Here is a 24,430-nt window from a genome sequence, read left to right on the forward strand (position 1 = left end):
AGAATCGAGGTGAGGTTTTTTATGGATGAGGGATCAAAAATCATCAGGATTGGACCATTGGATTTTGATTTAACTTTAATGGGTATGACGTTGCTGACGTGTATCATTATTTTTACGTTTGTCTATGTCTGTTCCAGAAATTTGGAAATGAAACCGCGAGGCAAACAAAATGTATTGGAATGGGTCATAGAGTTTGTAAAAAAAATCTTATCAGACAACTTGCCTGCTAAAGAGGTAAGCAACCATCACCTTTTTGCTTTCACCATGTTTCTGTTCGTTCTGGTTTCCAACATCATCGGTTTAGCGACAAAAATCGAGATACATCAGGGAGATCAAGCAATCAGCTACTGGAAAAGCCCAACGGCAGATCCCGTTGTGACATTGACACTGGCGACAATCGTCATACTGTTGACCAATTATTTTGGGATCCAAAAATTTGGATTTAAAAATTATTTCAAAAACAGTTATGCGGAGCCGGCCAAATTTTTAATGCCAATCAAATTGATGGAAGAAGTGACCAACGTTTTGACATTAGGTCTGCGGTTGTACGGGAACATCTACGCCGGTGAAGTTTTGCTCACTCTGATCACTAAGATGGCTGTAAGTAAAGGAATACTTAGTTTTGCCTTCGCGTTGCCTTTGGAAATGATTTGGCAAGGCTTTTCAATTTTCATCGGCGGCATTCAAGCATTTATTTTTGTCACACTTTCGACTGTTTATTTATCACATAAGATAGAAGCAGAAAGTTAAATTATTTGTACAGTAAAATATTTAGGAGGAACAACTCATGGAAGGTTTAAACTATATCGCAGCATCAATTGCTGTTTTCGGATCTGCTATTGCAGCCGCATACGGTAACGGAAAGGTTATTTCAAAAACATTGGAATGTATGGCTCGTCAGCCGGAGATGTCCGGGGAATTGAGAAGTACGATGTTCATTGGTGCTGGACTTATTGAAGCTGTGCCGATTCTTGGTATTGTTGTCGCATTGCTGCTAGTCTTCTTAGGATGATTCAATCAACACAATAATCAAACGCTTAATGAAGGCAGATAAATGCGAAAGATTCGTTACTGCTTTCTTTCTAGAAAAGGAAGAAGGGAAGGGAGGCAATCATGATTGATTATTTCTTAATTGGAAGTACACCTAACACCACCTTGACAAGTGTGGCATTTGTTTCATTATCCTTTGTGCTACTTCTACTATTAATTAAGAAGTTTGCCTGGCAACCAATCACTAAGATGCTTGACAAACGGGCTGAAACAATCGCCAATGATATCGACGATGCTGAAAAATCCAAAATCGTTGCTGCACAACTCGTGGCTGAAAATGAAGCCATTTTAAAAAAATCTCGTGCGGAAGCTGCGGAGATTGTCAGAAAAGCGAAAGAAATCGCTGAAAAAGATGCAAACGTGATTATTCAAGATGCCCATGCTGATGCTAAACGTCATCTTGAACAAGGAAAAAAAGAGCTGGAAATCGAAAGGGCAAAATTGATTGATTCAGCCAAACATGAAGTGGCTGATTTATCTATTGAAATCGCCGAAAAAATCATTAAAAAAGAGTTGGATTCAGACACTCATCAGGAATTGATAAACGCTTATATCGAAGGGCTGGGTTCTCAAAATGAAGACTGAAGCATTAGTTGCCGGCCGTCGTTACGGGAAAATTCTTTATGAAACAGCTAAAAAAGAAAATAAAATCGAGTCTGTCCATGATGAAATACTGGTTCTAAGAGACATTTTTAAAGAAGTGCCTGAACTTGGCAATATTTTAAGTGATGACCGCTTGGAACCCTTTGAAAAAGTAGATATTCTACACGAACTAGATAAAGAATTTGGAGACACTGTGTCAAAATTCCTTCATGTGATCTATGAATATGGAAGAATGAGAGAAATTCCTGACATCATCAATGAATTTGAATTCTTCTATTATCAAGATAAAGGGATTCTTGTTGCCGACGTGACTTCAGCAGTTCCGCTGAATGAAGCACAGAAAGAAGCTCTGACAGAAAAAATCCGTGTCATGACAAATTCTGAAAAAGTGATTCTCAGAGAGGCAGTTGACCCGGATATTTTAGGCGGCATTATTGTAAACGTCAATAATCGGTTATTGGACAGCAGTGTCGCAACAAAATTGAAAGAAATGCATCGTGAGTTGCTAGCGTAGAGTATTGAAAAAGAGGTGAAGGAAATGAGCTTAAAGGCGAAGGAAATCAGCACGCTCATTAGACAGCAAATTGCCAACTATTCGGATGCTTTACAAGTAGAAGAAGTTGGAATAGTTACTTACGTTGGAGATGGTATCGTCCGTGCCTATGGCTTGGAAAATGCCATGGCTGGAGAACTATTGGAGTTTTCAAACGGGTCATACGGTATGGCGGAAAACCTGGAAGAAAAAGACGTAGGGATTATAGTATTAGGTGAGTTTGAAAACATCCGCGAGGGTGACAAAGTTAGACGAACGGGAAAAATCATGGAAGTACCCGTGGGTGAACAGCTTATCGGCCGTGTCATCAATCCTTTAGGTCAGCCGGTTGACGGCAGAGGAGAGATCAACACGACTAAAACAAGACCGATCGAAGCGTCGGCACCTGGTGTCATGGATCGGGAATCCGTTTCTGAACCCCTTCAAACAGGACTGAAAGCAGTGGATGCTTTAGTGCCAATTGGACGGGGACAGCGGGAGCTGGTAATCGGCGACCGTAAAACAGGGAAGACGAGTATTGCCATCGATACTATCATCAATCAAAAAGATGAAGATATGATTTGTATTTACGTTGCCATAGGGCAAAAAGAATCTACTGTCCGCGGCTATGTGGAAACATTGAAAAAATATGGTGCGTTGGATTACACGATTGTGGTCACAGCCAGTGCGTCTCAACCTGCACCCCTATTGTATATTGCTCCTTATGCCGGAGCAGCTATCGGCGAAGAATTTATGTATAACGGCAAGCACGTTCTGGTAGTCTACGACGATTTATCCAAACAGGCAGCCGCTTACCGTGAAATATCGTTACTATTGCGCCGTCCGCCGGGACGCGAAGCTTATCCGGGGGATGTCTTTTATTTGCACTCGCGCTTACTGGAACGGGCTGCAAAATTAAAAGAAGAGCTCGGCGGAGGCTCAATGACAGCTCTGCCATTTGTAGAAACTCAGGCAGGAGATATATCTGCTTATATTCCAACAAATGTGATTTCTATTACAGACGGTCAAATTTATTTACAGAGTGATTTGTTTTATTCTGGTGTCAGACCAGCAGTTGATGCCGGTCTTTCCGTCTCACGAGTCGGAGGCTCTGCCCAGACAAAAGCGATGAAAAAAGTCGCTGGGACGCTTCGTGTGGATCTCGCCAGTTATCGGGAATTAGAGGCGTTTACCCAATTTGGTTCGGATTTAGATGCAGCGACCCAAGCAAAATTGAATCGCGGACGACGGACAGTTGAGATTTTAAAACAGGAATTGCATCAACCATTGTCCATGGCAAAACAAGTGACGATTCTTTATGCTTTGACTCACGGCTTTATTGACGATGTTCCAGTGGGGGATGTGCTGCGCTTCGAAAAAGAATTGTTCGAACATATCGAAAATTCTCATCCGGATATTTTTCTATCGATTCAGCGCACCAAGACGCTGCCGGAAGAAAAAGTAATGGATGATGTCATCAAAGAATTTAAAGGATTTTTCATTTCCAGCAAAGACCAAAAAAGACCTAGGGTAGAAACAAAAAGTTAAAAGGATGGTGATATGTTTTGGCAGAATCATTAGTTGAAATCAAACGTAAAATCGCCTCAACAAAAAAAACCAGCCACATAACTAGTGCCATGCAGATGGTCTCGGGTGCCAAACTCAGCCGCTCTGAAGAAGCTTCAAGAAATTATCAGCGCTATGCCGCTAAGGTCCGGGAAGTATTGACCCATCTGGCTGCTGCACAACTGGAAGAGATGGACAGCGATTCTGATGACGCTGCAGTTCTGGATGCAGAAAAACCTGACATGCACATGATGCTGCAGCCCCGTCCGGTGGAAAGGACGGGATATATTGTCATCACAAGCGATAAAGGATTGGCTGGCAGTTACAATAGTTCGGTCATCAAGCAGACGCTGCAAATGCTGACTGCTGATCACAAAAGCGACAGCGAGTATCTTTTGATGACTGTTGGCCGCACAGGGACTGATTTTTTCAGGAAGCGCGGGGCCAATATTGCCTATGAATTACTGGACGTATCCGATCAGCCGGTGTTCGATGAGCTTAGCGAATTAGTCAGATCTGCCATCCAGATGTATGAGCAGGGAATCTATGACGAGTTGTATGTTTGCTACAATCACCACATCAATTCACTGTCATCCCAGTATCGCGCAGAAAAAATGCTGCCTGTCTCTGACTTGGAAGTGGAAGAGGTCAAGAAGTATGAGCAGGAGTATATTTTGGAACCTTCTGAAGATGTGATTTTGGATCAGCTGCTTCCCCAGTATGCAGCCAGTCTGATTTATGGGGCAATTCTTGACTCAAAAACTGCTGAACATGCGGCACGCATGACAGCAATGAAAAGTGCTACGGATAATGCGGCACAAATCATTGATAATTTATCATTGAAATATAATCATGCTCGACAAGCTGCGATCACTCAAGAAATTACTGAGATCGTCGGCGGAGCAGCGGCACTAGAGTAATGACGGGAGGAAATCAAAGTGAATTCTGGTAAAATTGTGCAAGTCATCGGTCCCGTTGTCGATGTTGAGTTTCCAATAGACGAGTCCTTGCCTGATATCAATAATGCATTGATCGTTTATAAGCGCGACTCTAAAAAGAAAGTAGTTTTAGAAGTAGCTTTAGAGCTTGGAGATGGAGTTATCCGCTCCATCGCAATGGAATCTACAGACGGTTTGCAGCGGGGGATGGAAGTGTTGGATACGGGAGTACCGATTTCCGTTCCAGTTGGAAAAGAAACCTTGGGACGCGTATTCAACGTGTTAGGAGATACCATTGATTTAGGAGAACCTTTCAGCGAAGAGGCTGAAAGAAGCAGTATACATAAAAAAGCGCCGACGTTTGACCGGTTGTCCACGAGTAGTGAAATTTTAGAAACTGGGATAAAGGTCATCGATTTGCTTGCCCCGTATCTAAAAGGGGGAAAAGTCGGATTGTTCGGCGGTGCCGGCGTTGGGAAAACAGTATTGATTCAAGAGTTGATTAACAACATCGCCCAAGAACACGGAGGAATTTCTGTTTTTACTGGTGTAGGTGAGAGGACGCGGGAAGGAAATGACCTTTATTATGAGATGAAGGAGTCCGGCGTTATCGAAAAAACAGCAATGGTTTTCGGTCAGATGAACGAACCCCCAGGTGCAAGAATGCGGGTAGCGTTGACCGGTTTGACGATTGCTGAATATTTCCGTGATGTAGAAGGACAAGACGTGCTGCTCTTTATTGACAACATTTTCCGTTTCACACAAGCCGGTTCTGAAGTTTCTGCCTTATTGGGGCGGATGCCTTCAGCTGTAGGGTATCAGCCTACCTTGGCAACTGAAATGGGACAATTACAAGAACGGATCACTTCGACTCAAAAAGGTTCGATTACTTCAATTCAAGCGATTTACGTCCCGGCTGACGACTATACAGACCCGGCACCGGCAACGGCATTTGCCCACTTGGATGCTACGACTAACTTGGAGCGGAGTCTGACAGAGATGGGAATCTATCCTGCGGTTGATCCGCTGGCATCAACGTCCAGTGCCTTGACACCGGAAATCGTCGGCGAAGAACACTACAAAGTAGCAACAGAAGTTCAGCGGATTTTACAGCGTTACCGGGAGCTTCAAGACATCATTGCTATTTTGGGGATGGATGAATTATCGGAAGAAGAAAAGATTTTGGTTAGCCGGGCGAGACGGATTCAGTTTTTCCTATCGCAAAACTTTAATGTGGCAGAACAATTTACGGGGCAACCCGGCTCCTATGTTCCGATTAAAGAAACTGTTCGAGGGTTTAAGGAACTGCTTGAAGGCAGACATGATCATTTACCGGAAGAAGCTTTCCGTAATGTAGGCAGTATCGATGACGTTATTGAAAAGGCTGGAACGCTTGGGTATTAGAAACGGAGTGATCAAAAATGTCTAAATTACATATTCAAGTCGTTACGCCAGACGGTTTAGTATTTGATGGAGACGCGGGGTTTTTAGTCGCCCGTACGCCTGAAGGTGAAATTGGCATCATGACAAGTCATCTACCGTTAATCGTTCCTCTTGCCATTGATTCCCTTGTCATCAAAGAAGAACGGGGCGGCAAGATTATCACCACCATCGCCGTTAATGGCGGCATTATGGAAGTTCGTGACGATCAAGTGTCGATTTTAGCCGACAGCGCCGAGCAAGCCGGAGACATTGATTTGGATCGGGCGATGCGTGCGAAAGAACGTGCAGAACGGAATTTGGCAAAAGCGAAAAAAGATCACCATATCGATAACATGAAACGGGCAGAAGTTGCACTCAACCGTGCGATTAACCGAATCCATGTGTCAAGAAAATAAAATACGGTGACAGGATATAATTTTTGAAAAAAGTGCTGATGGTTTTCCGTCAGCACTTTTTTTATATCGCGATAAGCAGAGAAAGAAGAGTATTTGGTCACCGAAACGGAAAAGCATCTTTTTGTTTTATCAAGATAATTATGATAAACTGAATTTATCCGAGATAGAAAAGGGGAAAGAGATGCAAGCCTATCAAATTTATGGTATCGAAGCGTTAGTTCGTGTCGTCTGCCATTTGAGTTTTATTTATATTGCTTTCTGGGGAGTTCAATCTCTAGATTATGAAAGGTTATTCAAAAGAACAAATCCTGGACAAATCCGGATGTTTTTAATGCTTTTAGCGATGGCAATCGGGTACACGGCAAGTTCCATGTTTCTAGAATGTTTTGGCCTGCTGTCAAATTTTGTCTTTACATTATTACAGTAGGAATGTCTCTGAAGCATAGAGTTTTCATTTAGAATGAATTATGCTATACTACAAAGGCTTATTTAATTAATTTGGAGGGAAAACAATGGAACATATCATTGTTCAAGGCGGCCGGAAACTCGAAGGATCAGTTAAAATCGAGGGGGCTAAGAATGCGGTACTACCAATATTGGCAGCTTCTTTATTGGCAGAAGAAGGCATCACAAAACTTTCAAACGTGCCCATTTTATCAGATGTTTTTATGATGAACGAAGTAATTAAGCATTTAAATACGAAACTAATTTTTGACGAAGAAACGAATACTGTCTCAATAGATGCAACAGATAAATTAAAAAATGAAGCACCTTACGAATATGTCAGTCAGATGCGCGCCTCAATCGTTGTGATGGGACCGCTGTTGGCTCGAACCGGTCATGCCCGTGTTGCCATGCCGGGAGGATGTGCGATTGGGAAACGTCCGACTGATTTGCATCTAAAAGGATTTCAGGCGCTCGGCGCAACGATTACTCAGGAAGATGGTTATATTGAAGCGATTGCTGAAAACGGACTAAAAGGTGCCCGGATTTATTTAGACTTTCCTAGCGTGGGGGCCACACAAAATATTTTGATGGCCGCGGTCAAAGCAAAGGGTAAAACAACCATTGAAAATGCTGCAAGAGAACCGGAGATTGTAGATTTAGCCAATGTTTTAAATAAAATGGGAGCCAAAATCATGGGTGCCGGAACAGAATCCATGCGCATCGAAGGAGTGGAACGCCTGCACGGTGTGGATCACCGCATCGTTCAAGATCGGATCGAGGCTGGAACATTTATGGTGGCAGCCGCTATGACTAACGGGAATGTTTTGATCGAAGAAGGAATCATCGAACACAATCGTCCTCTCGTCTCCAAGTTGCGTGAGATGGGTGTGACCGTGATTGAGGAAGAAGAAGGTATTCGCGTAATCGGACCTGAACAATTAAAGTCAACGGATATCAAAACGTTGCCTCATCCCGGGTTTCCTACGGATATGCAGGCACAGATGAGCACGATTCAAGTGGTGGCAGAAGGGACAAGTGTGATTACAGAGACGGTCTTTGAGAACCGTTTCCAGCATTTGATTGAGCTTGGGAGAATGGGAGCAAATTATAAAATCGATAATAATATTGCCTATATTTTCAACAAGTCCAAATTAACTGGTGCAGAAGTTGCCGCTACGGATTTGCGGGCAGCTGCAGCGCTTGTATTGGCTGGACTAGTAGCTGAAGGTCGTACGAAAGTAACCCATCTGGAATATTTAGACAGAGGTTACTATAAGTTCCATGAAAAATTGGCTGCATTAGGTGCCTCCATCGAACGTGTAAATCCTGCTGAAACTAAAGCTGTGGAGAAATCAAATCAGAAGGTCGTAAAAAAGTAAGGTGATAATAATGTCAGACACATGGAAACACATTTTAATCCAGTTATCTAAGGTACTGCTTTTTGTCCTGCTGTTGGTTATTTTGTTTTACATCGGTTTGATGATCGGCTACGGCGGCATCGGGGACGGGAAACCGACCGGTGTGTTTGATGGGAAAGTATGGGACCACATCACAGATTTTTTAAAAAAATAATAATAGAAGACAAGGTGGCAGAGCTTTGTCTTTTTTATTATGAGAGTTAAAGGTGACGTTTAAGTGAAACGATTATTATTGAAGCTTGTTCATTTTTATCAGAAGTATATCTCGGCGGGACGTCCAGCTTCCTGCCGTTACCATCCCACGTGTTCGCAATATATGGCGGATGCAGTGACGTATCACGGGGCGTTGAAAGGATTTCTTATGGGCATCGCCCGTATTTTGCGGTGCCATCCGTTTGTAAAGGGAGGAATCGACTATGTTCCGTTGCGATTCACTCTCAGAAGAAACCCGGATGATCATTATCCCGGTCCTTATGAAAAAAAATAATTCCACAAGAATGATAATTTAAATAATAGAAGAGATGGGAGAGTTTTTGATGGCAATTCTAGCATTTGATTGGGGCGGCACCAATATCAAATTTGGTGTGTGGGACAATGAAACATTACTTGAACAAGGATTATTTCCCACCCCGGAAGATTTAGAAAGTTTGGAGAAACAGCTTTTATCGACAAAAAATGAATTGGAGAAAAAATTTCATTTTGAAGGTATCGCTATCAGTGCACCTGGCGCAGTCAATTATGACACAGGAGCGATTGAGGGAATCAGTGCCATTCCTTATATCCATCATTTTGATATTCGCGGACGGCTGACAGAATTGTTTCAACTGCCTGTTCGTATCGAAAATGATGCCAATGCTGCCGGGATAGCTGAAGTCTGGCAAGGGGTTGCCAAAGGGCTGACCAATGTTTTGTTTATCGTCATCGGTACGGGCATTGGCGGTGCCATCCTGCAAAACGGTAAAGTAAACGTGGGGGCTCACCGTTACGGCGGAGAGTTCGGCCTGATGTATATGGATAAGGATAATACTTTCAGCGGTGTGGGGACAGGTGTGAAGATGGCCCAGCGCTATGCGGCGAGAAAAGGACTGCCGGCAGATAGCATTTCGGCAAAAGAAGTGTTCGATTTGGCTTCTCAGGGAGATGTGTTGGCTCAGGAAGAAGAAAATAATTTTTATGATTATTTAGCTCAAGGTTTGTTTAGTCTTCAATTTTGTTTTGATCCAGAATGTTTAGTTCTAGGCGGTGGTGTTTCTGCAAAAGAAGGATTGGCAGAAGAAGTTACCAAACGGGTACAGATTTTGATGGACCAACATAATTTAAAAGATTTCAAACCGGACATCCGAGTATGCCGATTCAAAAATGATGCGAATCTGATTGGAGCCGTGGCTTCCTACTATCAGCAATTGGATTGATTTTACTTCTTTTTGTTAAGAAGTATTTTTTCGGAGAATTGTCAGAAAATTCTTGACTTTATCAACAAATTGTTTTATATTAAGACACATCTTAAAAAATAAGAAAACGATGAGAATTTGGAGTGGTTGAAATGAAAAAGAAATTTTGGCTATTGTTGGCAGCTTCGTCAATGCTGCTGGCTGCGTGCACATCTGGCGGGGGCGATACGTCCGGTACAGATGGAGAAAAAGGAAAAGAAGCATCAGGGGATACAATCAAAATTGGATTGAACTATGAGTTGTCAGGTGCTGTGTCAGCATATGCCTTACAACAAAAAGATGCCATTGAAATGGCAGTGAAAGAAATTAATGACGAGGGCGGTATTTTAGGCAAACAAGTGGAACTTGTGAGCAAAGATAATAAATCCGAAACAGCAGAAGCTGCTTCAGTAGCAGGTAGTTTGGCTGGGGATGATGAAATTGTGGCAGTGTTCGGTCCTGCAACTTCCGGAGCTTTTAAAGCCAGTATCCCGCAAATGATGAAAGCTGGAATTCCAGCAATCAGTCCGTCTGCAACTGATGACGGTGTAACGGTTACTAATGGGGAAGTGAAAGATTTTATTTTCCGGACTTGTTTCCAAGACTCTTTCCAAGGAGTTATTTTGGCAAACTATGCTGAAAATAACTTAGGAGCGAAAAAAGCTGTCATTATCGGTGATAATTCCAGTGATTATGGTAAAGGTTTAACGAAGGCATTTAGAGAAACTTATAAAGGTGAAATTGTATTGGAAGAAAACTTCGCTGCAAAAGAAAAAGACTTTAAAGCGATGTTAACGAAAATCAAAGGGAAAGACTTTGATGTGATTTACTTGCCGGGTTATTATGAAGAAGCAGGTCTGGTCATCAAGCAGGCCAGAGAAATGGGAATCGACCAGCCGGTACTAGGGGCAGACGGTTTCTCAGATCCTAAGCTGGTAGAATTAGCGGGTGCGGCTAACATGAATGACATCTACTACACCTCCCACTTCTCAGAAAATGCTCCGGCAAATGATAAAGTTGCTGCATTTGTTGAAAACTTTAAAGAACAGTATAAAACTAGTCCAAGTTCATTCAATGCGTTGGCTTATGACACGATGTATTTGTTAAAAGATGCCATCGAAAGAGCTGACTCTACGGACCGGACAAAAGTCAAAGATGCGATAGCAGAAACTAAAGATTTTGTGGGTGTGACAGGAACGATGTCGATCGACGAAAATCACAATCCTCAAAAGCCGGCAGTAGTTATCGGCTTGAAAGAAGGAAAAGAAGAGACATCAGAAATTGTTAAACCATAATTAAAGGATAAAAGCAAGGAATGGCGAAACTATTCCTTGCTTTTTAGTAAGAGGGGATTTCCGTATGGAGAATATTTTACAGCAATTAGTAAACGGCCTGTCTCTAGGAAGTATCTATGCGTTGATTGCGTTAGGATATACGATGGTCTACGGTATTATTAAATTAATAAACTTCGCCCACGGGGAGATATATATGCTCGGGGCTTTCATTGGTTATGTCTTCATTCAACATTTTCACATGCCTTTTTTTGTTGCACTGATGGGAGCGATGATTTGTTGTGCAGGGATAGGGGTAGTCATAGAGTTTCTTGCCTATCGTCCATTGCGCGGCTCGACCAGAATCGCAGCACTTATCACTGCTATCGGGGTATCATTTTTAATTCAAAATGTGATGAAATTAAGATTTTTCGGCGGAGCAGAACCTCGGGCGTTTCCACAGGCTATCGAACAAAAAATGATTGAAGTGGGCCCGATCATGATTTCCAATATCCAGTTGCTCATTTTGGGCACCACGTTAGTATTGATGCTTGGATTGCAGATTATCGTAATGAAAACCAAGATGGGAAAAGCGATGCGTGCAGTAAGTGTGGATGCTGATGCTGCTATGCTGATGGGTATCAGTGTCAATCAGACGATTTCTTTTACCTTTGCTATCGGTTCCGCTTTGGCAGCTGCCGGCGGGGTGATGATCGGTTTGTACTATAATAGTATCGACCCAATGATGGGGGTTACTCCAGGTCTGAAGGCTTTCGTTGCTGCAGTGTTTGGCGGTATCGGTTTGATCCCGGGCGCTGCATTGGGAGGATTTTCTATCGGTTTGATTGAAACTTTTGTCAGTGCATCCTCGATTGAAGGATTATCAGCCTTTAAAGATGCCATCGTTTATTTTATCTTAATCATCGTATTGTTGATTAAACCAACGGGATTGTTGGGCAAGAACACGAAAGAGAAAGTGTAGGAGGAGTCAGATGAGAAAGAATTTAAAATATAACCTTTCATGGCTGCTGCTGGCTGTTGCAGTCTACCTCGGGATTTTCGTGTTGAAGAGCAGCGGCTTATTGAGCGGTATCATTGAAGACACTTTGTCACTGATTGGTATCAATGTTATTTTAGCTGTGGGTTTAAATTTGATTATTGGGTTTTCGGGGCAGTTTTCTTTAGGGCACGCCGGTTTTATGGCTATTGGTGCCTATGCCACAGCTATTTTTACTCAAATACAGCCGACTTATCCCGGCTTTCTGTTAAGTATTTTGATTGGTGTGGGAATCACCATCGTTGTAGCTCTAATCGTAGGAATCCCGACTTTGAGATTAAAGGGGGACTATTTAGCTATTGCCACATTGGGGATTGCTGAAATCATCCGTATTTTGATCGTGAACGGGAAAGACGACTTGTCTCAAGGGATTTTTGCCACAGGAGGTGCTGCTGGGATTTTTGGCATCGTGGACTATGCCAACTGGGAAGTCATTTATATTTTCATGGTATTGACAACTATCATCATCGCAAATTTTATTCACAGCGGAACAGGACGGACCGTTCTTTCCATTCGTGAAGATGAAATTGCGGCAGAAGCTATGGGTGTTAATTCTACAAAAGTAAAAGTGACGGCTTTTGTTTTGGGAGCCGCTACTGCAAGTATCGCTGGTTCTCTTCATGCCAGTTATATCCAGACAATCATTCCGGGTGACTTTGGTTTTATGAAATCAGTGGATATTTTGATCATCGTTGTGTTCGGAGGTATCGGCAGTTTGACTGGCAGTTTTGTGGCTGCCATCCTACTTGGTATTTTGAATCACGTGTTGAGAAATGTTCAGGCTATCAGTGACTACCGGATGATTGTTTATGCCTTGGCTTTGATCATCATTATGATTTTTAAACCGGGCGGGTTGTTAGGCAAAAAAGAAATGTCGATGAAGAAAATATTCCAGCGACTAGGTAAAGGAGGAAAAGCCGATGCCTCTATTGACCGTTGATCGTCTCACTAAAAACTTTGGCGGTTTAGCCGCTGTTTCCAATGTTTCCATCCAGTTGGAAGAAAATGAACTTGTTGGTCTGATAGGGCCTAATGGTGCTGGTAAAACTACTCTGTTCAATTTGTTGACAGGGGTTTACGAACCTTCAGAAGGCAGTGTACTTTTCAGTGATCATGGGAAAGAAATATTGCTGAATAAGATGAAACCTTATGGGATTGCAGATTTGGGCATCAGCCGTACGTTTCAAAATATTCGTTTGTTTAAAGATTTGACCGTATTGGACAATGTCTTGATCGGTTTTAACAGCAAAAATAAACAAGGACTTTTCAGCAGTGTCTTACGATTGCCGAGCTTTTACAGCAAGGAAGCTGAATTGAAAGAGCGTTCCATCGAATTGCTGAAAATTTTTGATATGGAATCTGAACTGGAAACCTTGGCACGCAATCTTCCATACGGGCAGCAGCGTCGTCTGGAAATTATACGTGCACTGGCGACCCAGCCGAAACTTTTATTTTTGGATGAGCCCGCAGCAGGGATGAACCCGCAGGAAACGGCGGAGCTGACCGCTTTGATCCGAAAAATCCATCAGGAATTCGGTATTACTATCGTGTTGATCGAACACGATATGTCACTGGTGATGGATGTTTGCGAACGTCTTTATGTGTTAGAATATGGACAGTTGATTGCACAGGGAACTTCTGCAGAAATCAAAGAAAATAAACGTGTAATTCAAGCATATCTGGGTGGTGAGATTTAGTGCTGAAAGTAAAAGATTTAACCGTAAAATACGGGGTCATTGAAGCCGTTCACGGCGTGTCCTTCGAAGTTAAAAAGGGAGAAATTGTTTCTTTGGTGGGAGCCAACGGTGCAGGGAAAACGACAATATTAAGAACAATTTCCGGTCTTGTCCGCCCGGCAGGAGGAAGCATCCAGTTTAAGGATTTGGAGTTGACGAAGACTGCTCCGCAAAAAATCGTAGCAGCCGGACTTTCTCAAGTCCCGGAAGGTCGTCATGTGTTTTCCGGTCTGTCAGTAATGGAGAACTTGGAGATGGGTGCGTTTTTGAAAAAGAAAAATCAAGATTCAAAAAGAGTTTTGAAAGAAGTTTTTGAACGTTTCCCGATTTTGGCAGATAGAAAAGGTCAGGACGCGGCGACTTTGTCCGGAGGCGAGCAGCAAATGCTTGCTATGGGAAGGGCATTGATGTCAGAACCAGATTTATTGCTGTTAGATGAGCCTTCAATGGGGCTGGCACCTATTTTTATCAAAGAAATATTTGATATTATTCAACAAATTCAAAAACAAGGGACGACTGTCCTTTTGATCGAGCAAAATGCTAATATGGCATTATCAATCGCTGACAGAGGTTATGTACTGGAAACGGGCAGTCTGGTGCTTAGCGGCACCGGGGAAGAACTGCTTGCAAGTGAAGAAGTAAGAAAAGCTTACTTAGGAGGATGATCAAATGCTAGTTGAATATTATATGACTACTGATTTGGTAACAATCGAACCGGAAACAAAAATTTACGATGCCGTCGAACTGATGAACCAGCACCGGATTCATCGTCTGCCTGTGTTAAAAGACGGGAAGCTGGTGGGTTTGATTACGGAAGGCACTATTCAGAGTGCCATGCCGTCTAAAGCCACAAGTCTGAGTGTTTACGAAGTCAATTATCTGCTAAACAAAACCACCGTGGCTGAAACGATGATCAAAGAAGTGGTGACAATTAATCCCACAGCCCTTTTGGAAGATGCTATCAAGCGGATGCGTGAAAATAATGTAGGGGTACTCCCAGTTTGCGATGGTCAAAAATTGGTAGGGATTATTACGAATAATGATATTTTTGATGCGTTTTTGGAAATCACCGGTTATAATCAAGCAGGGTTGAGGGTAACAATCGATATTGCCGAAGACCATCAGGGAGTTCTTGCCCGGTTGACTGCTTTATTTGCTGAGAATCAAATGAACATTGTCCAAATCGTTGTTTTTCGTCAAAATGGGCAGCCGACCATCGTTGTTCAATTGACGGACGCAGAGGAAGAAAAAGTCAGAAGCGTTCTGTCTGAAAATGACTTTGTGGTGAAATCTGTGGTCGAGACAACAGAAGAAGAGTAACAAACCGATTTATTGATTTACTAATCATTAAAAGATAAAAATTAAACTCCTGCGAAACTGATATAAGGACGGTTTTGCGGGAGTGTTTTATTTTGAAAATTTTTTTGTCTTTCTAAATGGACTTCGCGTTAACAAAAGAAGAGTTTTGTGGTATCTTGTAGAAAGAGCATATTTTTTAAGTCTGGCGGGACTATGAGTTTTTGTCAGTCGGTTTTTTAAAAATATGAATGAGAAGGAACAGGCAAGGGAGATCGAAAATGAGCAAGAACAAACATACAGAAGTGGCAGTTAATGAGTTTGAAATAACTAGGGAAGGCAAACTTATCCCGTGCTACGAGTTGAAAGTGGGTAAAAAAGTTATTGGCACTTTAGAAGCGTGGGGACCTAAAAAAATTTCCGTAATCATGGACGATGAGACTACCATGATGGTCAAAACGGTGGAAGAAGGTATTGAAGCAGTGATTCGCCAGTGGAATTTATTTCAATAATTATTTTTTATACTTGATTTTTTTCAAGGAATTGCGTATGATATAAAAGTCGGCAATAATGCCGACATTTTATGGAGGGGTAGCGAAGTGGCTAAACGCGGCGGACTGTAAATCCGCTCCTTCGGGTTCGGCAGTTCGAATCTGCCCCCCTCCATTGTTATTATTGGGCTATAGCCAAGCGGTAAGGCAACGGACTTTGACTCCGTCATTCGTTGGTTCGAATCCAGCTAGCCCAGTCAATGATACGCTGTGTTCCTGAAGGGATACAGCTTTTTTTATTATCTTATAGAAGGGGTGAGACCAGATGCAATTGAAAAAAATGCAAAGTAACATTTACAGACAATATGCTTTACTCAAAAAAGGCTTGGCACAACGTTCAAACGTAAAGGAAACAGCAGATTGCCAAAAGAGTCCGACGCTGCCGACAAGTACGGCAGATAATCATGAACGATTGAAGCGAGTCATTAAATGGCAGGCAAAAGGACACTAAAGCAACTAGACTTTGTCAAAGACATTCTGAAAAGGATGTCTTTTTGATTTGTCCGGGAAAAGCTCAAAGACTAGTATCTTGAAATGGATAATGTTAAAATGATAGAGGACTATGTGACAGGAGGAAGAATTATGTCAGAATTTGTGACGATTCAGCAATTAGTTAATGAACTGCAGCTGGAGGTTTATTCGGGTGCAGAAAATTTAGATAGAAAAATATTGACCAGCGATATTTCAAGGCCGGGGTTAGAGTTGACAGGATATTTCAGTTATTATCCTTATGACAGATTGCAGTTGTTCGGCAGGAAAGAAGTTGCCTTTTCGGAACGCATGACCACGGAAGAACGTTTAATCGTCATGAGACGATTGTGTACAGATGAGACACCTGCGATAATTTTTGCACGAAACATCAATCCCATAGCAGAAATGGTTCAGGCTGCCAACGAGAAAAACATTCCTGTACTTGTGTCATCATTGACGACATCAAGAATTTCAGGTGTTTTGTCTAATTATATTGAAGGACATTTGGCTCCTCGGACTTCGATCCATGGTGTTTTGATGGAAATTTACGGACTAGGGGTATTGATTCAGGGAGACAGCGGTATCGGAAAAAGCGAGACTGGTTTGGAACTAATCAAAAAGGGCCATCGTCTAGTGGCCGACGACCGGGTGGATGTTTATCAGGAAGATGAAAGGACGGTCATCGGCGAGCCGGCAAGGATTTTAGAACATATGATGGAAATCCGCGGTATTGGGATTATCGATGTCATGAATCTCTACGGTGCCAGTGCGGTGCGCAACAGCTCCCAGGTCCAGCTAGTCATTCAGCTGGAGCATTGGGCAGCGGATAAAAAATTTGATCGTCTGGGCGGTGCTGCTGAGACTGAAATGATTGCTAACGTAGATATCCCTAAAATTTCGATTCCGGTAAAAACCGGGCGTAACGTGGCGATTATTATTGAAGTGGCGGCAATGAACTTCAGAGCCAAGACGATGGGATACGATGCAACGAAAAAATTTGAGGAAAACCTCACTAACTTGATTCAGATGAATTCTGAAACTGACGCATAGAAAGAGGGAATTAAAACTTATGTTATTGGCACAAATCAATGATACAGCATTTAAATTATTTGGTCTTGAGATTAAGTGGTACGCTATTATCATTGTCACAGGTATTATTTTAGCGGTTTGGCTTGCCGGCAGGGAGTCCAAACGTTTGGGTTACGGTGAAGAAGACATCATTGATTTTATGCTTTGGGCACTGCCGTTGTCGATAGTCGGTGCTAGACTTTATTATGTTGTTTTTGATTGGGAAACCTATGTCAGCAATCCGCTGGACATTTTCAATACACGTAGTGGAGGACTGGCGATTTATGGGGGATTGATTGCCGGGGCACTGGTCGTCTACTATTTTACTCAAAATCGTTATTATTCTTTTTGGAAATTTTTAGACATTGCTGCCCCTAGCGTGATTCTTGGACAAGCTATCGGGCGTTGGGGAAATTTTACTAATCATGAAGCGTTTGGCCCAAAAACTACGGAAGCCTTTTTAAGAAGTCTTCATTTGCCGAATTTTATTGTAGAGAATATGTATATTGACGGTGCTTTCCGGCATCCGACATTTTTGTATGAAAGTTTATGGAGTCTGGCAGGCTTTATTTTATTATTATGGCTGCGTTCCAGAAAAGATTTATTGCTTCAAGGAGAAGTGTTTTTCAGCTACATCATGTGGTATTCTTTCGGACGTTTCTTTATCGAAGGCTTGCGGACTGATAGTCTCTATCTGTTTGGTGAAATCAGAGTGTCCCAGTTGTTGTCAATCATTCTTTTTGCAGGTGCACTGGGAATGATGATATACCGGAGAAAAGTGGTAAAACCTCCTTATTATAATTTAAAAGGAGTGAGGTAATGGCCAGTGTTCAAACAGTGTTGTTCGATTTTGACGGCACATTGGCAGATACCAATCACCTGATCGCCCAATCCTATCTCCACGTTTTTGAAAAATACCTTCCGGGTCGTTTCCAGACGGAAGAATCTGTGAGACATTTTAATGGTCCCTCCTTGGAGGAAGTTTTTTCCAGCTTGCTGCCTGAAAAAACTGACGAAATGGTGGCAACTTATCGCGAATTTAATCATGAAAAGCATGACGAATTGATTCAAGAATTTCCTGACGTGGGCGAAGTGCTTGATGCGCTTAAAAAGTCAGACATTCGATTGGCAGTGGTCTCAACTAAAAACAGCTTTATTTTAAAAAGAGGGTTGGAATTGTTGAAAATCAAAGAGTATTTTGACCTGATTTTAGGCGGTACAGATTATCAGAAAGTCAAACCTGATCCTGAATCTCTCTGCCTTGCCATGACGAAACTATCCTCTGCTCCCGCTGAGACAATCATGGTCGGCGACAACCCTCAAGATATTGAGGCTGCTAACCGGGCAGAGGTGCGCGGGATATTTGTCGAGTGGTCGCGCAAGACTTTAGCAGAAGTGACGCCTTATAGACCCTATCAAACGGTCAAAAGTATGGTAGAATTACAGGAGTGGATTAACTCACAAAATAACGGAGGTAGAGTATGAAGCAAAAAATAGCTGTTTTAGGAACTGGTTCATGGGGCTTGGCTTTAGGCAACACTTTGGTCGAAAATGGACATGATGTCATGCTTTGGGGCAGAGAAGTCGATCAAGTAGAAGAACTCCAGCAATACCAAACGAATAAAGCCTATCTCCCTGAAATAGTCTTTCCAGAAGAGTTGAGAGCAACCACTGAGATGGCAGACGCTATAAAAGACGCCGATGCTGTTTTATTTGTTGTGCCTACGAAGGCCATTCGAGAAGTAGCGGTTCAATTTCGAAATGTGTGTCAAAATCAACCAGTTATCATCCATGCAAGTAAAGGTTTTGAACAAGAAACGCACATGCGGATTTCTGAGATACTGGCGCAGGAAATCCCGGAAAGTATGAGACGGGATATCGTAGTTCTCTCAGGACCAAGCCATGCAGAAGAAGTAGCTGTCAAAGATATTACTACCATCACAGCAGCAAGCAAAAATCTTGAGTATGCAGAATATGTCCAACAGTTGTTTATGAATGATTATTTCAGAGTCTATACAAATGATGACGTTATAGGGGTTGAGACCGGTGCAGCATTGAAGAACATCATTGCTCTCGGGGCTGGTGCGATCCACGGACTTGGTTTGGGAGATAATGCCAAAGCAGCTATCATGACCCGCGGATTAGCAGAAATCACCCGTTTGGGAGTGGCTATGGGCGCAGATCCTCTAACGTTTATCGGGTTGAGCGGATTTGGCGATTTAGTCGTCACTTGTACCAGTGTCCATTCGCGAAACTGGCGTGCAGGCGATATGCTTGGAAAAGGTTATTCGGTGGATGACATCTTAGCCAAGATGGGCATGGTTGTCGAAGGAATCTCGACCACTAAGTCTGCTTATGAGCTGGCAAAAGAGCTCGGTGTCGAAATGCCGATCACTGAAGCAATCTATCAAGTGGTTTACGGCGGGAAAAAAGCAGACGAAGTAATCCGTAGTATGATGTTAAGAGACAAAAAATCGGAAAAAGAATTCTAAAAAATGTCAGTAAAAGGAGTATGAGATGAAGCAACGTGTGAAAAAAGCGATTATTCCAGCGGCGGGTTTGGGGACCCGGTTTTTACCGGCAACTAAAGCAATGGCAAAAGAAATGCTGCCGATCGTTGATAAGCCGACGATCCAATTTATTGTTGAAGAAGCACTAGAGTCGGGGATCGAGGATATCCTGATCATCACTGGGAAGGCTAAACGTCCTATCGAAGATCATTTTGATGCCAATCTGGAACTGGAAATGAATTTGAAAGAAAAAGGAAAAACTGACTTGCTCGCAAAGGTGGAAGCCACCACTGGTTTGAATCTCCATTTCATGCGTCAGTCACACCCGAGGGGATTAGGTCATGCGGTTTCTTTAGGGAAGGCTTTCGTAGGAAACGAACCCTTTGTGGTGATGTTGGGAGACGATCTAATGTCGGATAAGGTACCTTTGACCAAACAGCTGATTGATGATTATGAAAAAACAAGAGCATCAACAATCGCAGTGATGGAAGTCCCTCATGAAGATACTTCAAAATACGGGATTATCAATCCAGAGCAGATGGTTGGAAAAGGTTTGTATAATGTGAAAAATTTTGTTGAGAAGCCTGATCCTAAAGATGCTCCAAGCAATTTGGCGATTATTGGGCGCTACTTGTTAACACCGGAAATTTTTGACATATTGGAAAATCAAAAACCGGGTGCAGGAGATGAAATTCAGCTGACAGACGCCATCGATACTTTGAATAAGACTCAGAGAGTATTTGCTCATCAATTTACCGGCAAGCGTTATGATGTGGGCGATAAATTCGGCTTTTTGAAAACAAGTATTGAATACGGTCTAGAGCATCCGGAAGTCAAAGACCAGTTGCGCGAGCTCATTATCGACATGGGAAAAGAACTGGAAGCACAAGATAATAAAGCAAAATAATAAAAAACTTTCTAACTTTTTGACTGAAGCCAAGCTCAAAGGTTAGAAAGTTTTTAATTTATCAGCAGTGATATTCCCGTTGTCTGTTTCGTTGTTGTTTTCGATGACTAGTGTAGCGGTAGCTTGCTTCATCCCACATCATGATCAATATGAGAAAAATAGGGACGACGATCAAGAAGGCTGTTTTCAAACCTAGGTTGCCAAGAAAAATACCTATCAACAATACAAAAAATAAGAAAAATAATCTTCTGATACTTGTCATTTTTTTCATCCTCCTGTACAAGAACGTTTGTTCTGTTTTTATTATACAAACAAACGTTCGCTTTGTAAAGAAGTTTTTTAAAAGAAACTACGGTACAGTCCCACAACTTTTCCTAAAATCGTGACATTTTCAAGAATAATCGGCTCAAGAAAGTCATTTTCAGGTTGAAGGCGAAAATAGTTTTGTTCTTTGTAAAAAGTTTTACAAGTGGCTTCTTCCTCATCAGTCATGGCGATCACCATTTCCCCATTGGAAGCATGGGTTTGTTTTCGGACGATTACGTAATCGCCGTCAAAAATCCCCGCATTAATCATACTATCGCCACGGATTTTCAACATAAATAGCGGACGGGATTCATTTTTAAACTCTGGCGGGATTGGAAAGTAATCAGAAGCATCTTCTACGGCTAAAATCGGTTCTCCCGCAGTAACAGTCCCCAAGACAGGCATCACATCTGCTTGAATCCCCAATATTTGCAAGCCTTCAGGGGTAACTTCAATCGCTCTAGGTTTTGAAGGGTCCCGTTGGAGGAATCCTTTTTTTTCTAGTCGGGAAAGATGTCCGTGGACAGTGGAAGTGGAAGAAAGGTCCACAGCTTCTCCTATCTCTCTGACGGTTGGCGGATAGCCGCGCTTATCCACTTCTTCGTATATGTATCTCAAAATCTTGATTTGTCTATTTTCTTTTTGTGTAGTCAACTCATCGCCTCCTATAAAGAGTAGTTACAAAGAAAGTGTAGCATACTCTTAATGACAAATCAAACAAGTGTTCGCTATTTTATGGTGGGCTTGTCAAATTAAGTGCAATATTCATTATAGTATTGGTTTTGTCCTGTTTTCTTATGATAAAATATTAAGAGAATATTAGTTTAATTTTTAGGAGGAGAAAAATGGAAAAGAATACATTGTTGAAGCACAAAGAGGAGCCTATATTTCGGTGAAAAGTGGCACTAAAATTGAAATAATCGATTTGAATGAGCTTTTCATAATCTAAGAAAGCCGTTAACACAGCCTGCAGCAAAGAATTGACAGCAGACTCCAAATGTTTACGAAATAATTCGTCTAAATCACCTTTATTGATTAGTGTTTCCATAATTTCTGTAGTAAAATTGGGCATGAGAAAGTCCTCCTATAAAATTTCTGTGTCGCAACTTTAATTTTACAGAATGGACTTTCTTTTTTACTACCCTAAATTTCTATTTACACAAAATATTTTACGCTATCAACTCTGTTTTTAAATGAACATGGAAATGTTGAATAATCATTAATAGGTATTTATTTTAAATCTAATTTTAAGCGTCTGGTTATCCAATCTATACAAGTAGCAAACCAATTTTCAACTTCTGGAACAATGTAATCAGTAGTAAATAGTTTAGCAGAAGCTCGAGTTGCTAAAGATAGACCATGTCGTCCAGACTCAAAAATGTGAGATTCAAATTTTATGTTATGTCTTGCTAAACTTTCACAATATTTCAATGTGTTTAAGACAGGCACAGCAGAATCATTAGCTGTATGCCAAATAAAAGTATCAGAAGTAAATGAGTTAATTTTTTTAGAAGTATCATATTCTTCCGGATTATTGATAGGGAAATCAAAATGTGAAAAATCATGAGGCCACCCAAATTCAAACCCAGTAACGGGATAGCAAAGAATAGTTCCTTTAGGTTTGAAATTAACAGTTTTCTGCTTGTTCTCAAAAGTATACCAACTTGATGAGTATGAAGCTGCTAAATGTCCGCCAGCAGAACACCCTAAAACAAAAATATTATTAAGATCAATCTGCCAGTCAGAATTATTTTGATGAATAATTTCAAACGTTTTTGCAATTTGTAATATAGTGGTATTAAAAAAATTTGACTTTAATCCATTTTGCATAGTTGTGTAATTTAAGACAATTGCTTGAAAGCCTTGTGATAGAAAAGCTAAGGCGATTGGTTCTGCTTCTCTCGAAGATAAAAACTCATATCCACCACCAGGACAAATAATTACCGCAGGTAAAGGCTCTTGTTCAATTGAAGTATTTTTTCTTAAAAATATGTCAATTGAACTTGTAAACTTTGAGTCCGGTATTTCTAAGGCCATATTGATAATTTGCATTTATTTTTTCTCACTAGTTTCATTTTCATATCCAAAAATTCTAATTAAAATTGCTGTTCCAAATACAGCAATAATAAATGTTCCTACGAATACATAAAGATTGAAATCAATTCCATTTGGGCTAATTGAACTTAATAATCCAAATATTCCACCAGCCACACTAAAATATACTGCTTTGGTAATCCCTACAAGTGCTCCCGCTAAACCTCCACCAATGCATGATAATATTAGAACTTTTTTGTATTTAAGAGTAATTCCATATAATGTAGGTTCAGTGACTCCAAATAAAGCAGAGATAGTTGCAGCAGTTGAAAGCTCACGTAATTTTTGGTCTTTTGTTGTAATTAAAACACCTAAAGCAGCCCCTACTTGACATAAAATAGAAACACCTAGCATAGCCATTAGAGGATCACTACGATTTGCCATTAAGCTGTTTATTACAAATGGGATTAATCCCCAGTGTAAACCAAAAACAACAAGTAGTTGCCAGAAAGCCCCGATTAATAATCCAGTAATGGTAGGGCTTAGATTATAAATCCACAAAATCGCTTGGGCGATAGCCGAACCAACATAAGTTACTAAAGGACCTACAGCGAGGAAGGTGATAATTCCAACACTAACTATGGTCAATAAAGGGACGATGATCAGTTGGATTGCTATAGGTAAATGCTTGGAAAAAAAAGGTTCGACATTACTACACAACCATGCAGCTACAATAATAGGAAATACGGAGGAAGCGTATTTCATTAGAATAATTGGAATCCCCAAAAATTCTAGATTATTTGTTTCCAGAAGACTAACAATCTCTGGGTGAACTAATGCTCCACCTAAAATCGCAGGAATGTATGGATTGGTATTGAATTTTTTTCCAGCAGAAAAACCTAGAATGACAGGGAAGAAATAAAACAGACTATCTGCTAATGCATTTAATAATACATAAGCTCCTGATTCTACAGAAATAAAATTAAAAGTGGTCACAATTGAAAGTAATCCTTTGAGAATCCCAGCAGCTCCTAATAGGCCAATGACAGGAGTGATTGTGCCAGTTAAAGTTTGGAGTAATTTCATAACTGGGGTTAGTTTAACATCATTTTTAGTACTTGTTTCTTCAGATACAGAATTACCTAATAATTTTTGTACTTCTTTAAATACAGCTTCTACTCGTGGACCAATCACTACTTGATATTGCCCACCACTCTGAATGACATCAATAACACCATCTAATTGCTTAATCGTTTGTATTTTCGCAATAGTTTCATCGTTTAAATAGAAACGCAGACGTGTTACACAGTGGATAACTTCATTTATATTTCGTTGTCCACCAATATTGTCTACAATTTTTTTTGCTAATTGTTTATTCTCCATCTTCATCGTTTCTCCTTT

The 24,430-nt window shown here is 41.3% G+C and carries 30 protein-coding genes, 2 tRNA genes and 1 pseudogene; 28 read left to right on the top strand and 5 right to left on the bottom strand.

Going from position 1 to position 24,430, the window contains the following annotated elements:
- The first annotated feature begins 21 nt into the window (after positions 1 to 21).
- From atpB to galU, 28 genes are all read left to right on the top strand, one after another.
- Entirely contained in the window at positions 22 to 750 is a 729-nt protein-coding gene (atpB, locus tag AC4PHI_RS04740; RefSeq protein ID WP_492201170.1) for a F0F1 ATP synthase subunit A, read from the top strand.
- A 37-nt stretch (positions 751 to 787) separates the two neighbouring features.
- A complete protein-coding gene (gene atpE / locus AC4PHI_RS04745) occupies positions 788 to 1,012 on the top strand; it encodes a F0F1 ATP synthase subunit C (protein ID WP_126808334.1) in 225 nt (74 codons plus the stop codon).
- A gap of 101 nt (positions 1,013 to 1,113) precedes the next feature.
- Positions 1,114 to 1,635: a F0F1 ATP synthase subunit B gene (atpF, locus tag AC4PHI_RS04750; protein WP_492201171.1), complete on the top strand. Its 522-nt coding sequence runs from the start codon at positions 1,114 to 1,116 to the stop codon at positions 1,633 to 1,635.
- Positions 1,625 to 2,167 carry an ATP synthase F1 subunit delta gene (atpH, locus tag AC4PHI_RS04755; RefSeq protein WP_492201172.1) on the top strand — a complete coding sequence of 181 codons (543 nt, stop codon included), beginning with the start codon at positions 1,625 to 1,627 and terminating at the stop codon, positions 2,165 to 2,167. Before atpF ends, atpH begins: the two co-directional genes overlap by 11 nt.
- A 24-nt stretch (positions 2,168 to 2,191) precedes the next feature.
- Positions 2,192 to 3,733: a F0F1 ATP synthase subunit alpha gene (gene atpA, locus AC4PHI_RS04760; protein WP_492201173.1), complete on the top strand. Its 1,542-nt coding sequence runs from the start codon at positions 2,192 to 2,194 to the stop codon at positions 3,731 to 3,733.
- A 17-nt stretch (positions 3,734 to 3,750) separates the two neighbouring features.
- The gene (locus AC4PHI_RS04765) at positions 3,751 to 4,671 is read left to right on the top strand and encodes a F0F1 ATP synthase subunit gamma (protein WP_492201174.1); all 921 of its coding nucleotides are present in this window, start codon (positions 3,751 to 3,753) and stop codon (positions 4,669 to 4,671) included.
- Between the two features lie 18 nt (positions 4,672 to 4,689).
- A complete protein-coding gene (gene atpD, locus AC4PHI_RS04770; protein ID WP_492201175.1) occupies positions 4,690 to 6,093 on the top strand; it encodes a F0F1 ATP synthase subunit beta in 1,404 nt (467 codons plus the stop codon).
- Between the two features lie 17 nt (positions 6,094 to 6,110).
- Positions 6,111 to 6,527 carry a F0F1 ATP synthase subunit epsilon gene (locus tag AC4PHI_RS04775; protein ID WP_492201176.1) on the top strand — a complete coding sequence of 139 codons (417 nt, stop codon included), beginning with the start codon at positions 6,111 to 6,113 and terminating at the stop codon, positions 6,525 to 6,527.
- 121 nt (positions 6,528 to 6,648) lie between these two features.
- The gene (locus AC4PHI_RS04780) at positions 6,649 to 6,954 is read left to right on the top strand and encodes a DUF1146 family protein (protein WP_492201177.1); all 306 of its coding nucleotides are present in this window, start codon (positions 6,649 to 6,651) and stop codon (positions 6,952 to 6,954) included.
- 85 nt (positions 6,955 to 7,039) lie between these two features.
- Positions 7,040 to 8,353 carry a UDP-N-acetylglucosamine 1-carboxyvinyltransferase gene (gene murA / locus AC4PHI_RS04785; protein ID WP_492201178.1) on the top strand — a complete coding sequence of 438 codons (1,314 nt, stop codon included), beginning with the start codon at positions 7,040 to 7,042 and terminating at the stop codon, positions 8,351 to 8,353.
- Between the two features lie 10 nt (positions 8,354 to 8,363).
- Positions 8,364 to 8,546 carry a DNA-directed RNA polymerase subunit beta gene (locus tag AC4PHI_RS04790; RefSeq protein ID WP_492201179.1) on the top strand — a complete coding sequence of 61 codons (183 nt, stop codon included), beginning with the start codon at positions 8,364 to 8,366 and terminating at the stop codon, positions 8,544 to 8,546.
- A gap of 63 nt (positions 8,547 to 8,609) precedes the next feature.
- On the top strand, positions 8,610 to 8,879 hold the full coding sequence (yidD, locus tag AC4PHI_RS04795) for a membrane protein insertion efficiency factor YidD (protein WP_492201180.1): 270 nt from the start codon (positions 8,610 to 8,612) through the stop codon (positions 8,877 to 8,879).
- 49 nt (positions 8,880 to 8,928) lie between these two features.
- Complete coding sequence (locus AC4PHI_RS04800) at positions 8,929 to 9,804, top strand: ROK family protein (RefSeq protein ID WP_492201181.1); 876 nt, start codon at positions 8,929 to 8,931, stop codon at positions 9,802 to 9,804.
- A gap of 131 nt (positions 9,805 to 9,935) precedes the next feature.
- Complete coding sequence (locus AC4PHI_RS04805; protein ID WP_492201182.1) at positions 9,936 to 11,117, top strand: ABC transporter substrate-binding protein; 1,182 nt, start codon at positions 9,936 to 9,938, stop codon at positions 11,115 to 11,117.
- 64 nt (positions 11,118 to 11,181) lie between these two features.
- Positions 11,182 to 12,075, top strand: a complete 894-nt coding sequence (locus AC4PHI_RS04810) for a branched-chain amino acid ABC transporter permease (RefSeq protein ID WP_492201183.1) — start codon at positions 11,182 to 11,184, stop codon at positions 12,073 to 12,075.
- A 10-nt stretch (positions 12,076 to 12,085) separates the two neighbouring features.
- A complete protein-coding gene (locus tag AC4PHI_RS04815; RefSeq protein WP_492201184.1) occupies positions 12,086 to 13,090 on the top strand; it encodes a branched-chain amino acid ABC transporter permease in 1,005 nt (334 codons plus the stop codon).
- Complete coding sequence (locus AC4PHI_RS04820) at positions 13,071 to 13,847, top strand: ABC transporter ATP-binding protein (RefSeq protein ID WP_492201185.1); 777 nt, start codon at positions 13,071 to 13,073, stop codon at positions 13,845 to 13,847. Before AC4PHI_RS04815 ends, AC4PHI_RS04820 begins: the two co-directional genes overlap by 20 nt.
- Positions 13,847 to 14,551 carry an ABC transporter ATP-binding protein gene (locus tag AC4PHI_RS04825; protein WP_492201186.1) on the top strand — a complete coding sequence of 235 codons (705 nt, stop codon included), beginning with the start codon at positions 13,847 to 13,849 and terminating at the stop codon, positions 14,549 to 14,551. Before AC4PHI_RS04820 ends, AC4PHI_RS04825 begins: the two co-directional genes overlap by 1 nt.
- 4 nt (positions 14,552 to 14,555) lie before the next feature.
- The gene (locus AC4PHI_RS04830) at positions 14,556 to 15,206 is read left to right on the top strand and encodes a CBS domain-containing protein (protein WP_492201187.1); all 651 of its coding nucleotides are present in this window, start codon (positions 14,556 to 14,558) and stop codon (positions 15,204 to 15,206) included.
- A 257-nt stretch (positions 15,207 to 15,463) separates the two neighbouring features.
- Positions 15,464 to 15,694 (top strand): DUF2969 family protein, encoded by a 231-nt coding sequence (locus AC4PHI_RS04835; RefSeq protein ID WP_492201188.1) that lies wholly within the window; start codon positions 15,464 to 15,466, stop codon positions 15,692 to 15,694.
- A 73-nt stretch (positions 15,695 to 15,767) separates the two neighbouring features.
- Positions 15,768 to 15,848, top strand: a tRNA-Tyr gene (locus tag AC4PHI_RS04840).
- A gap of 10 nt (positions 15,849 to 15,858) precedes the next feature.
- Positions 15,859 to 15,930, top strand: a tRNA-Gln gene (locus AC4PHI_RS04845).
- 68 nt (positions 15,931 to 15,998) lie between these two features.
- A complete protein-coding gene (locus AC4PHI_RS04850; protein WP_492201189.1) occupies positions 15,999 to 16,184 on the top strand; it encodes a hypothetical protein in 186 nt (61 codons plus the stop codon).
- 131 nt (positions 16,185 to 16,315) lie between these two features.
- Entirely contained in the window at positions 16,316 to 17,254 is a 939-nt protein-coding gene (gene hprK / locus AC4PHI_RS04855; RefSeq protein ID WP_492201190.1) for an HPr(Ser) kinase/phosphatase, read from the top strand.
- Positions 17,255 to 17,273: 19 nt separating this feature from the next.
- Positions 17,274 to 18,092: a prolipoprotein diacylglyceryl transferase gene (lgt, locus tag AC4PHI_RS04860; protein WP_492201191.1), complete on the top strand. Its 819-nt coding sequence runs from the start codon at positions 17,274 to 17,276 to the stop codon at positions 18,090 to 18,092.
- Positions 18,092 to 18,757, top strand: a complete 666-nt coding sequence (gene ppaX, locus AC4PHI_RS04865; protein ID WP_492201192.1) for a pyrophosphatase PpaX — start codon at positions 18,092 to 18,094, stop codon at positions 18,755 to 18,757. The genes lgt and ppaX overlap by 1 nt, the downstream gene beginning before the upstream one ends.
- Positions 18,754 to 19,764, top strand: coding sequence for an NAD(P)H-dependent glycerol-3-phosphate dehydrogenase (locus AC4PHI_RS04870; protein WP_492201193.1), 1,011 nt, complete (start codon positions 18,754 to 18,756; stop codon positions 19,762 to 19,764). The genes ppaX and AC4PHI_RS04870 overlap by 4 nt, the downstream gene beginning before the upstream one ends.
- 25 nt (positions 19,765 to 19,789) lie before the next feature.
- Complete coding sequence (gene galU / locus AC4PHI_RS04875; protein ID WP_492201194.1) at positions 19,790 to 20,689, top strand: UTP--glucose-1-phosphate uridylyltransferase GalU; 900 nt, start codon at positions 19,790 to 19,792, stop codon at positions 20,687 to 20,689.
- Between the two features lie 61 nt (positions 20,690 to 20,750).
- Here galU and AC4PHI_RS04880 read toward each other — a convergent pair whose 3' ends face one another.
- From AC4PHI_RS04880 to AC4PHI_RS04900, 5 genes and pseudogenes are all read right to left on the bottom strand, one after another.
- Positions 20,751 to 20,951 carry a hypothetical protein gene (locus AC4PHI_RS04880; RefSeq protein ID WP_492201195.1) on the bottom strand — a complete coding sequence of 67 codons (201 nt, stop codon included), beginning with the start codon at positions 20,949 to 20,951 and terminating at the stop codon, positions 20,751 to 20,753.
- A gap of 77 nt (positions 20,952 to 21,028) precedes the next feature.
- Positions 21,029 to 21,649: a transcriptional repressor LexA gene (gene lexA, locus AC4PHI_RS04885; protein ID WP_492201196.1), complete on the bottom strand. Its 621-nt coding sequence runs from the start codon at positions 21,647 to 21,649 to the stop codon at positions 21,029 to 21,031.
- A 280-nt stretch (positions 21,650 to 21,929) separates the two neighbouring features.
- A pseudogene (locus tag AC4PHI_RS04890) lies at positions 21,930 to 22,067 on the bottom strand (IS256 family transposase); the annotation flags it as partial.
- Between the two features lie 158 nt (positions 22,068 to 22,225).
- Entirely contained in the window at positions 22,226 to 23,047 is an 822-nt protein-coding gene (locus tag AC4PHI_RS04895) for an alpha/beta hydrolase (RefSeq protein WP_492201197.1), read from the bottom strand.
- Positions 23,048 to 24,412 (bottom strand): PTS transporter subunit EIIC, encoded by a 1,365-nt coding sequence (locus AC4PHI_RS04900; RefSeq protein WP_492201198.1) that lies wholly within the window; start codon positions 24,410 to 24,412, stop codon positions 23,048 to 23,050.
- Between the last annotated feature and the right edge of the window lie 18 nt (positions 24,413 to 24,430).

Source organism: Vagococcus sp. QWL-13 (assembly GCF_058683555.1).